Annotated in this window: 14 protein-coding genes; 13 read left to right on the top strand and 1 reads right to left on the bottom strand. The window is 51.5% G+C overall.

Annotated elements, in window-relative coordinates; translation table 11 throughout:
* The first annotated feature begins 344 nt into the window (after positions 1-344).
* The 12 genes from TY10_RS14755 (at position 345) to fsa (ending at position 13,101) form a co-directional block, all read left to right on the top strand.
* Entirely contained in the window at positions 345-1,064 is a 720-nt protein-coding gene (locus TY10_RS14755) for a YjgB family protein (protein WP_042164786.1), read from the top strand.
* 274 nt (positions 1,065-1,338) lie between these two features.
* A complete protein-coding gene (gene speD, locus TY10_RS14750; protein ID WP_042164783.1) occupies positions 1,339-1,737 on the top strand; it encodes an adenosylmethionine decarboxylase in 399 nt (132 codons plus the stop codon).
* Positions 1,738-1,978: 241 nt separating this feature from the next.
* On the top strand, positions 1,979-3,364 hold the full coding sequence (gene hemA, locus TY10_RS14745) for a glutamyl-tRNA reductase (RefSeq protein ID WP_042164781.1): 1,386 nt from the start codon (positions 1,979-1,981) through the stop codon (positions 3,362-3,364).
* 193 nt (positions 3,365-3,557) lie between these two features.
* Positions 3,558-4,217, top strand: a complete 660-nt coding sequence (gene ccsA / locus TY10_RS14740) for a cytochrome c biogenesis protein CcsA (protein WP_337588363.1) — start codon at positions 3,558-3,560, stop codon at positions 4,215-4,217.
* Positions 4,218-4,261: 44 nt separating this feature from the next.
* Positions 4,262-4,912 (top strand): precorrin-2 dehydrogenase/sirohydrochlorin ferrochelatase family protein, encoded by a 651-nt coding sequence (locus tag TY10_RS14735; RefSeq protein ID WP_042164779.1) that lies wholly within the window; start codon positions 4,262-4,264, stop codon positions 4,910-4,912.
* Entirely contained in the window at positions 4,896-5,864 is a 969-nt protein-coding gene (gene hemC, locus TY10_RS14730) for a hydroxymethylbilane synthase (RefSeq protein ID WP_042164777.1), read from the top strand. Before TY10_RS14735 ends, hemC begins: the two co-directional genes overlap by 17 nt.
* A gap of 3 nt (positions 5,865-5,867) precedes the next feature.
* Positions 5,868-7,451, top strand: coding sequence for a uroporphyrinogen-III C-methyltransferase (gene cobA / locus TY10_RS14725; RefSeq protein WP_042164775.1), 1,584 nt, complete (start codon positions 5,868-5,870; stop codon positions 7,449-7,451).
* Positions 7,452-7,536: 85 nt separating this feature from the next.
* A complete protein-coding gene (gene hemB / locus TY10_RS14720) occupies positions 7,537-8,535 on the top strand; it encodes a porphobilinogen synthase (protein WP_042164773.1) in 999 nt (332 codons plus the stop codon).
* A 3-nt stretch (positions 8,536-8,538) separates the two neighbouring features.
* The gene (hemL, locus tag TY10_RS14715) at positions 8,539-9,846 is read left to right on the top strand and encodes a glutamate-1-semialdehyde 2,1-aminomutase (RefSeq protein WP_042164771.1); all 1,308 of its coding nucleotides are present in this window, start codon (positions 8,539-8,541) and stop codon (positions 9,844-9,846) included.
* 80 nt (positions 9,847-9,926) lie between these two features.
* On the top strand, positions 9,927-10,904 hold the full coding sequence (locus tag TY10_RS14710) for an RluA family pseudouridine synthase (protein ID WP_042164769.1): 978 nt from the start codon (positions 9,927-9,929) through the stop codon (positions 10,902-10,904).
* 88 nt (positions 10,905-10,992) lie between these two features.
* Positions 10,993-12,285 carry a LysM peptidoglycan-binding domain-containing protein gene (locus TY10_RS14705; RefSeq protein ID WP_042164768.1) on the top strand — a complete coding sequence of 431 codons (1,293 nt, stop codon included), beginning with the start codon at positions 10,993-10,995 and terminating at the stop codon, positions 12,283-12,285.
* A gap of 147 nt (positions 12,286-12,432) precedes the next feature.
* The gene (gene fsa / locus TY10_RS14700; protein WP_042164875.1) at positions 12,433-13,101 is read left to right on the top strand and encodes a fructose-6-phosphate aldolase; all 669 of its coding nucleotides are present in this window, start codon (positions 12,433-12,435) and stop codon (positions 13,099-13,101) included.
* 71 nt (positions 13,102-13,172) lie between these two features.
* On the opposite strand, the gene TY10_RS14695 is transcribed toward fsa, so the two are convergent.
* The gene (locus tag TY10_RS14695; RefSeq protein WP_042164766.1) at positions 13,173-13,781 is read right to left on the bottom strand and encodes a TetR/AcrR family transcriptional regulator; all 609 of its coding nucleotides are present in this window, start codon (positions 13,779-13,781) and stop codon (positions 13,173-13,175) included.
* 263 nt (positions 13,782-14,044) lie between these two features.
* On the opposite strand from TY10_RS14695, the gene TY10_RS14690 reads away from it, so the two are divergent.
* Entirely contained in the window at positions 14,045-15,508 is a 1,464-nt protein-coding gene (locus tag TY10_RS14690) for an MDR family MFS transporter (protein WP_042164764.1), read from the top strand.
* Positions 15,509-15,562 lie beyond the last annotated feature (54 nt).

Raw genomic sequence — 15,562 nt, 5'->3', positions numbered from 1 at the left:
CGAGCGGGATATCGAGATGGTTCAGAACGCCATTAATGAGCTTCTTGACTTGCGTAACCAGGCTAGTGATCCGGTGCAGATCGCCGCGATCGACGAGCGGCTGCAGGAGCAGACGCGCAAGCTGTTTGTGCTGGAAGCCTAATAGGAATGAAGAGAAGGGCCGCATAGGATGCGGCTCTTTTTTTATGGCCGCGGCGCAGTCTCCCTGATTCATTTTCCACGATGTGGACAATATTATATTAAGGGGCACTGCAACCTTTTGCGCGAAAAAGCAGTCCATTCTCATGACAGTGTCAAGCTGCCGGTGAAGCAAAGACAACTTAGAACTAAAGGAGATGCAGCAAATGGACAAACAGGTTCGGAACTATACAAGAAAATTAGCGGTTATTGGAGGTACCGCCGTATTGGCGTTAGCCTTGTCGGCTTGCAGCGGTAATAACGGTACGGGCAGCGGGGGAAATCAGCCAACGAACGCACCGGGCGACTCCGCAACTCAGCCGCCAGTCACACAGGTGACTTCACCTCCTGCTAACAACAGCAGCAATACGAATAACGGCGGGAACGGTGTTCACACGGGAAGCAAGCCAACTAGCAAACCGCAAAGCGGTCAGGCCAATGGCGGAAAAGACGAGTCCAAGCTCGCGGTCGGCAAGATTTTCGAATTAGCGAAGGAAGGGAAAGTGCCGGGCTGCAGCTACGCGGCTCATACCTCGCTTTATGACGATATTGAGAAAGAATGGGGCAAGGCTGACCACAATGACTTCGTGGGTAAAGGCATGTATGCCGAGTATAAGAAACGGGGCATCACATTCGGATATAACAAAGGCATGGTCGTGTTCGACGTCAGATCCTATTCCAAGGACTTGCACAGCCTCACGCTGAAAAATATCGAATCCGCCCTTGGTAAAGCGGATGAGACGACAGTTAACGGTGATGATCACATTTACACCTATAACGTAAACAAGCAATATCAGCTGAAATTTGTTATCCCGGCATCGACGAAGAAAGTCGATCATATCTCGGTATACAGCCCGGATGATACTAAAAATTTAATGGCTGGCTAATAACGGATACGGGTACAGATCAGAGCCGGTTTTCATACGTTATAAACGGGCATCGGGGCGGCATTATCCAAATCAATCCTTATCCAAAAAAGGAGTTGCATTTCCGCCTGATAGATGTTATTTTTAATCTCGTTGAAAACACTGTTCTAGTCAAAATAGGAACCAGGATTCACTCAGATGATGCGAGAGCTTATACCCTCGGGAAGTGAATGACGTAGGTCCTAGCGGATGAAATTTTTTAAACATTTTATTCCTAGGAAGGGGGAACCGGAAGATGGAATATTCAACTTTCGGAAGACACGTTGCTGTTGATGCTTGGGGTGTAGATTTTGATCTGCTGAACAACGCTGAATTTTTGCAAGCACAAATGGTGGAGGCTGCTGATGCATGCGGCGCTACCGTAATGTCTGTGCAATCGAAGCAATTTGAACCTCAAGGCGCAACGGTACTCGTACTGCTGTCGGAGAGTCATCTCTCCATTCACACGTATCCTGAGAGAGGATTTGCCGCTCTTGATTGTTACACCTGTGGTGAAACCGTGGATCCGCAGCTGGCGATTGATTATATGATTGCAGTGCTGAAACCAACAAAGACGCATGCCAAGAAGCTTGTTCGCGGCATGGGTGAATTGCAAGTCGAAGAACCGGCAATGAAACAAACCGAGCTTGTCTAATAGCTCGCAATGATTGATATCAAATAACCATAGACGATTCTGCGCCTTACGGGGCGGAGAATCGTCCATGGTTATTTCTTTGTGTGAAATGGGAATAATGAGAATCAGTTTTTCAAACATTATTCATAAATGAACCCAATATGGTTGTCGAACTATGCTATAATTACGATTGACAAACGATGTGTTAATGAAAATTGCTTATTATTCGTATGATATATAAAAGAAAGGCAGGTGATCGCGCATGCACATTATCGTAGTCGGATTGAACTATCGGACGGCTCCCGTGGAAGTAAGGGAGAGATTCGCAATCGCGGAAAAAGAAATGCAGCAAGCATTGAAGCAGCTTAACCAGACTAGCAGCATTATGGAATGTGTCATTGTGGCGACCTGCAACCGTACCGAGCTGTATGCAGTAGTCGATCGCCATCATTTATGCGGCCATTATATCCGCAGCTTTATGGAGCAATGGTTCAAGCTGCCGAGACAGCAGTTCACGAACCATCTCTATATGTATGAAGATGATAAGGCGATTGAGCACTTATTCCGAGTGACGAGCGGGCTGGACTCCATGGTGATCGGCGAGACACAAATTCTTGGTCAGGTAAAGGACGCATTTGCGCTTGCTCAGCAAGAGAAAACGACAGGTACGCTCTTTAATATGCTGTTCAAGCAATCGATTACGATGGCAAAGAAAGCCCACTCGGTTACCACAATTGGTGAATCGGCTGTGTCCGTAAGCTACGCTGCTGTGGAACTGGGCAAACGAATTTTCGGACAGTTTAATAAGAAGACGGTTATGATTATCGGAGCTGGCGAGACGGGCGAGCTGACGGCGAAGCATCTATACGCCAACGGCGCTAATCAAGTTATCGTTGTCAACCGTACCTATGAGCGGGCGGCCCAATTGGCGGACAAGTTCAATGGCGTTCCCTATTCCATGGAGGAGGCCGCTGCGAAGCTGCATGAGGCGGATATCGTAATCAGCTCTACTGGAGCTGAAGGCTATGTGCTGGATAGAGCTACAGTAGCTGCTGCTATGAAACGGCGCAAGTCGAAGCCGCTGTTCATGATCGATATTGCGGTGCCTCGGGATTTAGATCCGGCGATCGCTGCAGTCGAAAATGTATTTCTATACGATATCGACGACTTGGAGGGCATCGTGGAGAGTAACTTGGAGCATCGCCGTGCGGAAGCAGCTAAGATCGAAACGATGATTGAAGCGGAACTTGAAATTTTTGCCCAATGGTACCGTACGCTTGGCGTCGTTCCGCTCATCCGCGCCCTTCAGACGAAAGCCGCCGATATTCATGAAGATACGATGGCAAGCATGCGCAATAAACTGCCTGACCTTGATGAGCATGAGCTGAAGGTCATCGGCAAGCTGACTAAAAGCATTGTCAATCAAATGATGCAGGATCCGATCTTACGGATTAAAGAGATGGCCGGAGAGAAACATGCGGACGAAGCGATGGACATGTTCGTGAAAATATTTGCGCTGGAGGAGCAGCTTGCACAGAAGCAAGCGGAGCTTCAAGCGGCGAACGATACGATAGCCGCGGCCGAAGCGCTGAAGAACAAAGCGCCTGTACGCGGGGCTGCGCCATCGCTGGCGTCCGTCACTAGGTAGAGCGCTCCGCACTTTAGGGAGCGCAGCGTGGAGGCGCTTATGGGAACGCAAAATTGGCTGTATGACACGATACTTTATATGTACGCCCTGAGCCTTTTGTTTTACTTCTCCGATTTCATGGACGCGAACCGGAGAGCGAAACGGATCGGAACAGGGCTCCTTATTTTTGTATGGATATTGCAAACTGTCTTTCTTGTTATTCGAATTTTTGACCCATCTTGAGATGACGTCCATCTCTACCTTTGAATACTGGTTAGGATTTTCATGGCTGCTTGTCACGATATCGCTCGTTATTAGCCGGTTTTTCAAAATCGAGTTTATCGTCTTTTTAGTCAATATCGTTGGTTTTGCCGTATTGGCTCTCAATATGTACAGCCGCCCTGGAGAAGAGTCACGCATGGCCTTGTCCTCGACGATGCGCGAGCTGCTGTTCGTTCATATCAGCCTGATCCTATGCGCATATGCGGCGCTTACAGTGGGAGCGATTTTTGCTGGCATGTACCTGTTCCTTCATCAGCAGTTGAAGGACAAGCGATGGTCGAAATATGTGCGGCGGTTTCCAAGCCTGGATACGATTGAGCGTTATTCCGACCGTGCGATAATTATCGGAGTGCCGCTGCTTGCGATGTCATTGTCTGTAGCGGTGACGCTGCTGTTGATCGAAGGCCAGACTTCTCTGCTGCTGGACTGGAAGGTTGTCTCATCATTCGCTGCACTCGTCATGTATATCTTTTACGTCGTTCAGCGCGCGATGCTGGATCGGCCGGGCACTCAGCTTGCCCGGCTGCATGTGTTAGCTTTTTTCGTCCTTATTCTTAATTTATTGTCCAACTTTATATCCGCTTTTCATTAAAGCACAAAGTAAATGCTTGTCGACATAGATAGAGGGAGCTTGCCATGTACTCAGTGATGCTTCAGCTTCGCGGAGAGAAAGTTGTAATCGTAGGCGGCGGACGTATTGCAGAACGGAAGACGTCAGCGCTGCTGGATGCGGGTGCCGATGGCGTCGTGCTAGTTAGCCCGGTCTTGACGCCGCGTCTGCAAGCCTTTGCCAATGAAGGCGTTATTCAAGTGCTTGCAAGGTCTTATCAAGCTGAGGACGCCAGAGGTGCGCGTCTGCTATTTGCCGCAACGGATGATGTCCTGTTGAATCAAGCCGCCGCTGAGGATGGCAGACGTGCCGGGGCATGGGTGAACATTGCCGATGATGCGGCCGGCTCTGACTTTGCCAGTCCGGCTGTCGTCCGACGAGGCGATTTATTGCTTGCGGTATCGGCAAGCGGCGCAAGTCCTGCGCTTGCTGCAAGAATAAAAGGCGAGCTGGAGCAGGCCTATGGAGATGAATATGAAGCCGCCGTTCAAAGGCTTCGCAGGTTGAGAGAATGGGTCAAGAAGGCTGTGGAAGATCAGCATGAAAGACATGAGCTGCTGCGGCTCGCAGCGGCAGAAGCGCCTCGCGTGTATGAAGGCGATGAAGATATGGATGCTTGGCTGGAACGGCTTCAGAAGTTGATAACGGAGGGATTACATAATGGAAACGGCAAATAACGGACAGCGCACGATCGTAGTAGGGACAAGGCAAAGCGCGCTTGCGCTGACGCAGAGTGGTCAAGTGATCGATGCACTCAAGCGTATTAGTGATAAACACGGTCTTGGTTATTCCTTCGAAATTCGAAAAATCGTTACGAAAGGCGACCGCATTCTCGATGTGACGCTCTCCAAGGTCGGCGGAAAAGGACTCTTCGTCAAAGAAATCGAGCAAGCTCTCCTGGATGGCGACATTGATCTTGCTGTTCATAGCATGAAGGATATGCCTTACGAGCTGCAGGAAGGACTAATGAATGGAGCGGTTCCGAAGCGGGTCGATCCGCGAGATTGTCTCATTATGAAGGACGGCTCGTCTCTCGATGATTTACCGAAGGGAGCAAGAGTCGGCACGAGCAGTCTTCGCCGCTCCTGCCAGTTGAAGAATGCTAGACCCGATCTTCAAATCGAATCTGTGCGCGGCAACATAGACTCTCGTATCCGCAAGCTGGAGACGGAAGGGTTCGATGCGATCGTCTTGGCAACCGCAGGCATGACACGAATGGGCTGGGAAGACCGGATATCGGCAACAATTCCAGTGGATGTATCCGTTCCAGCTGTCGGACAAGGTGCTCTTGGTATTGAATGCCGTGTAGACGATTCTGCTGTTCGTGAGCTGTTGTCGATCTACAATGACGAGGAGACTTCGCTGGCAGTTAGGGCGGAGCGGAGCTTTCTTGGCGCTTTGAACGGCGGCTGCCAGATTCCGATCGGCGCTTATGCGACAGTACGGCAGATGAGCGGGGATTCGGCAGCCTTGGAGCTGGAGCTTACGGGAATAGTGGGCACGCCGGACGGCTCCGTGCTATTGAAAGAAATGCTGCGGGGCAGCGATCCCGAGCAATTAGGCCGGGATGTTGCGGCAGCGCTCTCGGCAAGAGGCGCAGACCGGATTTTGGCGGAAATCGAGGGATAGCAGATGGGGTATGGGGAAGTAAAGGCTTTAGCGGATGAACGAGATAAAGGGATCGTCTACCTGGTCGGGGCAGGACCGGGTGATCCCAAGCTGATTACGGTGCGCGGATTGGAATGCTTGAAGCGCAGCGATGTCGTCGTCTATGACCGGCTGGCTAGTCCGCGCTTGCTGCGGCACTTAAAGCCCGGTGCGGAAAAAATTTATGTTGGCAAACTCCCCGACCGTCACACGATGAAGCAGGAGGAAATAAATCAGCTGCTCGTTGATTTGGCGCTGCAAGGCAAAAATGTAACGAGGCTGAAAGGCGGCGACCCGACGATTTTTGGCCGGGTTGGAGAAGAAGCGGAGCTGCTAAGAGCTAACGGCATTGTGTTTGAAATTGTGCCGGGCATTACCTCTGCGATAGCAGTACCTGCCTATGCGGGTATTCCGGTTACGCATCGCGACCTTGCTTCCTCCCTGTCTATCGTTACGGGGCATGAAAGCCCAGATAAGCTGGATAAGTCGATTCACTGGGATAAAGTGACGAATGCAACAGGCACGCTTATTTTTCTAATGGGCGTTGCCAAGATCGGCTACATCGCCGAACAGTTAATCCGGCATGGCAAAAAAGCCGATACGCCAGTCGCCTTGATCCGGTGGGGTACGCGTGTGGAGCAGCGGACGATCGTCGGTACGCTGGAATCGATCGAACGTATTGTGAAGGAAGCGAACTTTCAGCCGCCAGCCGTCATTGTCGTCGGTGATGTCGTGCTGCAGCGTGAGAAGCTGCAATGGTATGAACGAAAGCCGCTGTTTGGCGTACGCGTTCTGGTCACCCGGGCGAGATCGCAAGCAAGTGAGCTGGCAGATTGGATTGAGGAGCTGGGCGGCGAGCCTTGTGAATATCCGGTCATTGAAATTCGCGAGCCTTCAGAGCCGTCGACGGTACAAGCCCTTCGGGATGCATTGGAGCAAGCAGAACGTTACGACTGGATCTGCTTCACAAGTGTTAACGGCGTTGATTACTTTTTCCGCTGGCTGCGCCGATTTGGCATCGACATTCGCCGGTTCAACAAAGCCCGAATTACTGCTGTTGGCCCAAAAACAGCAGAGGCGCTTGCCGATCGGGGACTCGCGGTAGAGGAGCTGCCGGCCAAGTTTCAGGCAGAAGGCTTGCTGGAGCAATTGGAGGACAAGCTTGCGCCAGGCCAGATTGCGTTGCTGCCGCGTGGTGATCTGGCTCGTGAAGTATTGCCCCGAGAGCTGGAAGCCCGCGGAGTACAGGCTGTTCAAGCTGATGTATATGAGACGGCTTTGGCCGATACACAGGACGATCAAGCACTGGAGTGGATTCGTGAGCGGCAAATTCATGTTGTCGCATTCACAAGCTCTTCTACGGTCACAAATCTGCTGGAAATATTACGGCGTAACGGCATTGATGATCCGGTTGCTGCCCTCTCTGGCGTTGAGATTGCCTCTATCGGTCCGTTGACGTCCCAGACGGCTGCGGCTGCGGGTCTGCAAGTAACGATTGAGCCGGAAGAGGCGACGATCGCTTCATTGGTTGAGGCGATGACTCAGCATCAGGCAAGCAAGCTCGTGTAACGATATCATTATCATCTATTCTAAGGGTGCAGTAAACGACGCATCCTATACGATATAAGGCAAGGAATCAGGAGGAGGAATAATTATGGCATTTCCTATCGTTCGACATCGCAGACTGCGCCAATCGGGGGCCATGCGCAACCTCGTGCGGGAAACGGTATTGACTGCAAATGATTTTATTTATCCGATTTTCGTAACCTATGGCACCAATATCCGCGAAGAGATCACATCAATGCCAGGCGTTTATCATCTGTCGATGGATCTCTTGGAGGCGGAGATTCGCGATATCGTCTCGCTGGGCATTCAAGCGATCATGCTGTTTGGCGTTCCGGACCATAAGGATGCAGAGGGCTCTTCTGCTTACGATCCGAACGGCATCGTTCAGGAAGCGACGCGTGCTATTAAGGGTTGGGCGCCTGAACTGATCATTATGGCGGACACTTGCTTGTGCCAATTTACTGATCATGGCCACTGCGGCGTTGTGCATGTGCACGAAGCGACCGGAACGGCTGTCGTAGACAACGATGCATCGCTTGCACTGCTCGTACGGACAGCAGTATCTCAAGCGGAAGCAGGGGCTGACGTCATCGCGCCTTCCAACATGATGGACGGCTTTGTAGCTGCGATCCGCGACGGCTTGGATGAAGCTGGCTTTACGCATATTCCGATCCTATCCTACTCCGTTAAATATGCGTCGTCCTTTTACGGCCCGTTCCGCGAGGCTGCTCATTCCACACCGCAATTCGGCGACCGTAAGACGTATCAGATGGACCCTGCCAATTCACGCGAGGCGCTTCGCGAAGCGGAATCCGACGTCGTAGAAGGCGCTGACATGCTGATGGTTAAGCCTGCTCTTGCCTATCTCGACATCGTTAGACAGCTTAAGGATAGCTTTGATCTGCCCGTTGTGGCCTACAACGTAAGCGGAGAGTATTCCATGGTTAAAGCAGCGTCGGCTAACGGATGGATCGATGAGAAAAGCGTCGTGCTGGAGACGTTAACTGGAATGAAGCGCGCGGGCGCAGATATGATTATCACTTACCACGCGAAGGATGCTTCACGCTGGCTGAGAGGAGAGGAATAATCGATGAGCGACCTTAATTCAATCGGCAGAAGACAGGATACCCGTTCTAGAGAAGCGTTCGAACGGGCGAAAAAAGTGCTTCCCGGCGGCGTAAACAGTCCGGTTCGGGCATTCAAATCGGTTGGGCTTACTCCGGTCTATATGGAGCGGGGAGAAGGCAGCCGCGTTTATGACATTGACGGCAATAGCTATATTGATTACGTTGGCTCATGGGGGCCGCTTATTATGGGGCATGCCCATCCGGAGGTCGTTGAAGCGATCAAACGTACAGCCGAGAAAGGGACAAGCTTCGGCGCGCCAACTGAGCTGGAGACGCTGATGGCTGAGCTCGTATGCGAACGAGTGCCTTCGGTCGATATCGTCCGCATGGTCAATTCCGGCACAGAGGCGACAATGAGTGCGCTGCGGCTAGCCCGCGGCTATACGAAACGAAGCATGATTTTGAAATTCGAAGGCTCGTACCACGGCCATGCAGACAGCTTGCTCATTAAAGCGGGTTCTGGCGTGGCGACACTCGGCTTGCCAGATAGTCCTGGCGTGCCGGAAGGCGTAGCCTCCCAAACGATTACGGTTCCTTACAATGATCTTGATTCGGTAAAAGTTGCATTCGAGAAATTCGGCGAGCAAATCGCTTGTATTATCGTTGAACCGGTGGCCGGAAATATGGGTGTTGTTCCGCCGCTGCCGGGCTTCCTGCAGGGACTGCGCGATATTACAGAGCAGTATGGCAGCCTGCTTATTTTCGACGAGGTGATGACCGGATTCCGGGTTCACTATCAATGCGCGCAAGGGCTGTTCGGTATTATCCCGGATTTGACCTGCTTCGGCAAAGTGATCGGCGGCGGATTACCGGTCGGCGCTTATGGCGGTAAACGCCACATCATGGAAATGATCGCGCCAAGCGGTCCGATCTATCAGGCAGGAACGCTGTCTGGCAATCCGCTTGCTATGGCGGCTGGCTATACAACGTTGAAGCTAATGACTCCTGAACGCTATGAATTGCTGGAGCGTCAAGCGGTACGTCTTCAGCGCGGGTTCGAGAAGAACGCGGCGAAACACGGCATTGCGACTACAATTAACCGTGTAGGCTCGATGGTATGTCCGTTTTTCACCGACAAAGTTGTCATTAACTTCGATACGGCCAAAACATCGGATATGGAGCGCTTCAAAGCTTATTTTGCAGCCATGCTGGAGCTTGGAGTCAGCATTGCGCCTTCGCAATTCGAGGGAATGTTCGTCTCAGGCGTCCATTCGGACGATGATATCGATGCGACGATTGCTGCTCATGACACGGCTTTCAGCCGTCTTTAATAATTACTCAAATACAGCCAGCGGCAGGACGTAAGCACGTTCAACCGCTGGCTTTTTTCTGGAAGGAGGCAAATTTGCCTATGAAGTCTGTACTTGCATATCGGAGAGACAAGGAATGGCTCGTGCTAGATGGCGAAGGACTGTCCAGTCTTGCTGCAGCAGCTAATGTGGAAACGCCTGAAGCAAGGATGAGCACCCATGCAATGCGCCAATGGCTGATTGATTACGCGCCTTTTCCTGCTAAATGGATCAATCGGCTGTTCTCGGTAGGCGGTATACAGTGGGAAGGAGAATCGCTGAAGCTTCTTGCGTTTCCCGCTGCTGCCAAGGGGTCTGCCGATCCGCTCTACCAAAAAGCCGCAGCCAACCGCTCTGGATCGCAGGGGACGCTGGTTCCTGAGCTGCTCTATGAGGATGATTTCTGCGCGGTATTCTTGAAGCCGGTCGGCATGCCCGTCCATGAATCCCATCCGGGCCAGAGCGGTACGCTGGACGAGGCAGTGGCCCTGCACATGCTGGCGAAGAGCGATCTTCTGCCCGTCCGCCATATTCACCGGCTTGATGATGATACGTCAGGGCCGGTGCTTTATTCGAAAAATGATTTGGCTCAATGGGTGCTGGATGAAGCGATGCGGGCAAAGCGGATCGATCGGCGCTATATCGCCATCGTCCATGGCCGTCTGGCTTTCCAGTCTGGGACAGTTAATGCGCCTATTGGCAAAGACCGTCATACTGCACGCCGGAGGGTATCGCCAAACGGTGAGCAGGCGGTCACCCATTACGAACTAGTAGAGACAATAGGCAATGCTTCTGTTGTTCGTCTCCAGTTGGAGACAGGCCGTACGCATCAAATTCGGGTCCATATGAGCCATATCGGTCATCCGTTAGTTGGAGACCGGCTTTATGGAGGGGATGGCATGCTGCTGCCGCACCAAGCGCTCCACGGTGAACGATTGTTATTCCCTCATCCATGGACCGGCTTGTCCATTGAAGCAAAGGCGCCATCTCCGGCTTGGCTGGAGACGCTGCGCGACAAGCTGGGCTCCCGTACAAAATGATAGTCATGCTCCTCCCAATCCTGCCATATAAATAATAGGGAATGTATATAGTAGCCCAAGCATTCAGATTAGGGAGGGAGGACAAAGCGTGACAGATCAATCAAAGGGATTGCGTTTTGACGTCTATGAACGCATTCATTTACCGGATGAAGTAGCAGCGATTGAAGAGCTGGAGGAAATTGAGCTCGTTCCCCGCATTCAAGTCATTGAGCAGGACGACCACGCGGTTCTGAAGGGACAGCTGCTCTTGACCGGTGTCTACAGAGGACAGGCAGAGGCTTCCTTGCTGCAAACGCTGGAGCATTGGATTCCTGTGGAAATTACGCTGCCATTGAATCGGATATCACGTCTTGACGAAATTTCCGTGGAGATCGACAACTTCGACGTTGACCTGCTTAGCTCAAGAACGCTTAACATTACAGGTGTTCTGTCGCTGCGGGGCATTCTGGTTGAACCGCTGCCGGAAGCTGAGGAAGCTTGGCGGGAGGAGCCGATTACTGTCGTTCATGAGCGGGAAACGGCTGATTTCGATGAGCAGGTGCTTCAGGCGAGGCTGCAAGCTCAGCAGGAGATTTATGGCTCAAGCTCGGAAGAGAATGACGACGATGAAGATTTCGAGGACGATCAAGAGGATGCTGACGAGCCGGATTACGAAGAGCGGGAGGAAGACAGCGAAGCTGCAGTTACGATCTCTGCATCTCCGCGAGACTCCGGTTGGTCGGCTGCGCAATGGTTTGAGCCCCAGTCGCAGCCTCAGTCCCCGCCGCAACAGCAGCCTTTGCCGCAGTCACCTGCGCTTGGCTCGCCTTTTTCCGAGGAGCGCGCAGTTACTTACGCATCAGAGCAGCAGTCAGGTGAGGAGCATGCATTTAGTAGTGCTCAAGCGGATGCAGACTTTGCCTCAGAAGAGGAGAGCGAGCCCGCTGCTTGGGAACAGGAAGAACGGGATGAGCAATGGTTTGCCGCAGGAGAGCAGAAGAACGCAGAAGAGGCGGAGAAGCAGGAGCTGCGAATCGGTTTTGGGAGCAAGCAGCCGGGGACGGATCCGGAGCAGGCTGCTAATGTCGGATTGCTGACGCTGCTGCAAACGAGCAAACGGGAGCAGGCTGCACGGGAGGCTGCGGAGCAGGTAGCGGCACAGCAGGCAGTTGAATCTTCCAAGTCTATTCAGTCCGGCGACGAGATCGAGTGGAAAACATTATTCCTGGGCAAGCAAAGCGATGAACGGGAATTCCGTAAAATCCGCGTCTGCATCGTTCAACGGGACGAGACTTTAGAGTCAATCGCCGTCAGATACAGCATGAATCCTCGCGAAATATTATTGTACAACGGCTTGAACGAATCTGCGGTTGCTGAAGGACAGCTATTGTACATTCCATAATCCAGGCTATTTAAAAAAGGGTTTGTCCGCGTTGCGGGCAAGCCCTTTTTTCAGTTGTATGAAAGACAAGCGGCGGGATGCCGAGCCGTCTTATGGGAGAAGCTTATTATAGGAACGAACGATAAAACGAGTGACGGAGGAATGATTTTGAAATTTTTTATCGATACCGCAAATATCGGAGATATCCAGAAGGCTTATGGAATCGGTGTATTGTCGGGGGTAACGACGAATCCTTCGCTTGTAGCGAAAGAGGGAGTCAAATTCGAGGATCGCATCGCAGAGATATTACAGCTAGTGCCGGAAGTGGAATCAGTATCCGCAGAAGTAACGCCAAACGCACTGTCGGCGGAGGAGATGATGGCAGAGGCTGATGAGTTGATTAAAATCAACGGCGGAGACAGCAAAATTACAATCAAGCTTCCGATGACACTAGCGGGATTGGAGGCCTGCCGATATCTGACCAGTAAAGGGGTCAAAACGAATATTACACTTATCTTTACCGTTAACCAAGCACTCCTTGCGGCACGCGCTGGTGCAACGTATGTATCACCGTTCCTGGGCCGTCTGGACGATATTTCGGAAGACGGTGTGCTGCTAGTATCCAAAATTGCCGAGCTGTTCCGCGTACACAATTTAGAAGCGCAAATCATTGCCGCATCGGTTCGCCACCCGGATCATGTGACCCGCGTCGCAATGGCAGGTGCACATATTGCGACCATTCCGTTCAGTGTCATCGAGCAGTTGACCAAACATCCATTGACAGATCAAGGCATGGAAAAATTCGCTGCCGACTGGTCGAAAGCGCCAAAGCTGTAAACAAGCTTTATATGTAAAATGAACGAAAACGTCTGCCGTCTCCTTGTAATTAAGAGAGAAGGCAGACGTTATTATTTAGACAAAAAGAGCGGATCAATGGATATTTGGCAAAAACTAGCGGCTATTTTATCCGTTGAATAGCCTTTGACTTTTTTCATATACATAAAGGATTCCGGAGGAAAGCTGGTGATCAGCATATGAGTTGTAAACTCAATATCCAGTTCAATCAGCTCCTGCTTCTCATGCGCTTCCAGCAAAAGCGATTCATAAGTGCGATATAAAAACTGATACGGAGGCGAGTTGAAAAATGTCGCTTGATCAGGTTCGCAATGCCTCGGAATGTGGATCACGCTAATCCAGTCAAATTGCTCGTCAAGATATCGGATTAAATGATGGACGGTCAAATTGAAACGCTCCTGCACAGACGAATCTTTTTTGTCGTGAAGCAGCTTGTCAATGCTCGCGGCAAATGTAGAGAAATTGTCTTTCATCAAGTCCATGCACAGATCCGATTTATTGGCGTAACGGCGATAAAGCGTCCCTTGTCCGATATTGGCAGCTTTGGCGACTTGATGCATGCTGACTGATTCTACCCCATGTTCGGCAAATAGCAGCTTTGCAGTATGAAGGATCGTTGTGCTAACTTCCAATGAGCCCTTTTTCTTTCCGGCTGCAGGCACGGGCAAACCCTCCTTTTCAACAAAATGAGTGTGTTAATAATTATTTAATGATTGAATAGCGTATTCGTATATTGACATGCGGACAATTGTCCGGTAATATCGAACAGCGGACAATTGTCCGCAAACATAAGCAATCTTGTCTCTCGATACCTTCATTGTATAGTTGCAGCGGGGGAGAGGTCAAGGCATGCGCTTATAGATATAAGAACTTTGCCGCAGGGCGTAAGCCTGTGAGACAAAGCATTTGGGAGGAGAAGAGAAGCATGTCAGCAACAACAAACAGCGCGAACCTGTCAATTCGCTCGATTATCGCGCCATTGCTCGCCATTATAGTTGGGATGTTCATGGTCATCCTGGACGGGACGGCGATGAATGTCGCACTTCCCAAACTGAGCGAGGACTTCAACGGCGCATCCTTTACACTCGTGCAATGGACCGTTACCGGCTATGCCTTGGCTCAATCTGCCGTTATTCCATTAGCAGGCTGGCTGTCCGATCGTTTCGGCGCCAAGCAAATTTTTCTAGTGTCTGTCATTTTGTTTACAATCGGCTCTGCGCTTTGCGCATTGGCGACTACCGCTGAACAATTGATCGTATACCGTATTATTCAAGGTCTTGGGGGCGGTATGGTCGCTCCAATCGCAATGGCCTTCACTTACCGTCTCAGCCCTCCGGGCAAGCAAGGTGCGGTAATGGGGATGATCGGGATTCCGATGCTGCTGGCTCCGGCTCTTGGTCCGGTTTTGTCCGGCTGGCTTGTCGAGTATGTAAGCTGGCACTGGATTTTCCTGATCAACCTGCCGATCGGCGTTGTAGCCGTAATTATCGGCATCCGGACGCTGCCGGTCATTCAACGTCAATCGGTGCCGCAGCTTGATATTCTAGGCATGATTTTTGCACCGCTTGCCTTTGCCGGTCTGGCATATGGCGTCAGCGAGGGTGGCACCGACTGGGGCTCCGCCAAGACGCTGACAGGCTTGATCGTCGGCGGCGTATCGCTCATTATTTTCATTATTGTAGAACTGAGCCGCAAACAGCCGCTGCTGGAGCTTCGAGTATTCAAATCCGGGAACTTCTCCCGTGGCGTTATCGTACAGTGGGTTTCGCAGATTGCCCTGTTCGGCACCTTGTTCCTGTTCCCGTTGTTCTTGCAAACGGCTAAAGGCTACTCGGCGCTAGAAACAGGCTTGATCCTGCTGCCGCAGGCGCTTGCTGCAGCCATTTGCATGCCGATTGGCGGCAGGCTGTTTGATAAGATCGGCGCAAGACCGCTTGTTATTACCGGCCTTGCTTTCGTAACAATTGGAGCGTTCCTGCTCTCGAACATCTCCGCTACTGCTGGCGTTGGCTCCTTTATGGTGCCGCTGATTCTGCTTGGCGCAGGCATGGGTTTGTCGATGATGCCGCTGAACACGCATATTATTCAATCTGCGCCTCCAGAACTGGTAAGCCGCGTCACTTCCTTGACAGGCGCTGCTCAACAGGTTATGACATCATTCGCAGTAGCGGGCCTGGCTACCATTCTTGCCCGCCGCAGCGTACACTATGCGGCAGCTAGCACGAACCCGCTGGATGTCATGTCATCGGCTTACGGTGATACGTTCCTCATTCTGACTTGCATCGGCGTAGCCGGCGTATTGTTCGGCTTCCTCTTGACGAAGCCGAAGCGTTCGGATGCGGAAGGTGCGGAGAAACCGGAAATGCAGATGATGATGGGCGGTCACTAAGAGAATAACTCCGAAAGTGAACACGAAATAAAGGCTGCGAACATTGACTTTCTA

The sequence above is a fragment of the Paenibacillus gorillae genome (assembly GCF_000513275.1).
Taxonomy (GTDB): domain Bacteria; phylum Bacillota; class Bacilli; order Paenibacillales; family Paenibacillaceae; genus Pristimantibacillus; species Pristimantibacillus gorillae.
The sequence above is the reverse complement of the archived record's forward strand: the minus strand, read 5'-3'. Positions and strand labels throughout refer to the sequence as shown.

What these genes read in the sequence shown, in the direction of transcription:
- speD (WP_042164783.1), top strand. Translation starts at nt 1,339, where the DNA reads ATGGAATATTCAACTTTCGGAAGACACGTTGCTGTTGATGCTTGGGGT.
- hemB (WP_042164773.1), top strand. Translation starts at nt 7,537, where the DNA reads ATGGCATTTCCTATCGTTCGACATCGCAGACTGCGCCAATCGGGGGCC.
- TY10_RS14690 (WP_042164764.1), top strand. Translation starts at nt 14,045, where the DNA reads ATGTCAGCAACAACAAACAGCGCGAACCTGTCAATTCGCTCGATTATC.
- hemL (WP_042164771.1), top strand. Translation starts at nt 8,539, where the DNA reads ATGAGCGACCTTAATTCAATCGGCAGAAGACAGGATACCCGTTCTAGA.
- TY10_RS14755 (WP_042164786.1), top strand. Translation starts at nt 345, where the DNA reads ATGGACAAACAGGTTCGGAACTATACAAGAAAATTAGCGGTTATTGGA.
- TY10_RS14735 (WP_042164779.1), top strand. Translation starts at nt 4,262, where the DNA reads ATGTACTCAGTGATGCTTCAGCTTCGCGGAGAGAAAGTTGTAATCGTA.
- hemA (WP_042164781.1), top strand. Translation starts at nt 1,979, where the DNA reads ATGCACATTATCGTAGTCGGATTGAACTATCGGACGGCTCCCGTGGAA.
- TY10_RS14710 (WP_042164769.1), top strand. Translation starts at nt 9,927, where the DNA reads ATGAAGTCTGTACTTGCATATCGGAGAGACAAGGAATGGCTCGTGCTA.
- cobA (WP_042164775.1), top strand. Translation starts at nt 5,868, where the DNA reads ATGGGGTATGGGGAAGTAAAGGCTTTAGCGGATGAACGAGATAAAGGG.
- hemC (WP_042164777.1), top strand. Translation starts at nt 4,896, where the DNA reads ATGGAAACGGCAAATAACGGACAGCGCACGATCGTAGTAGGGACAAGG.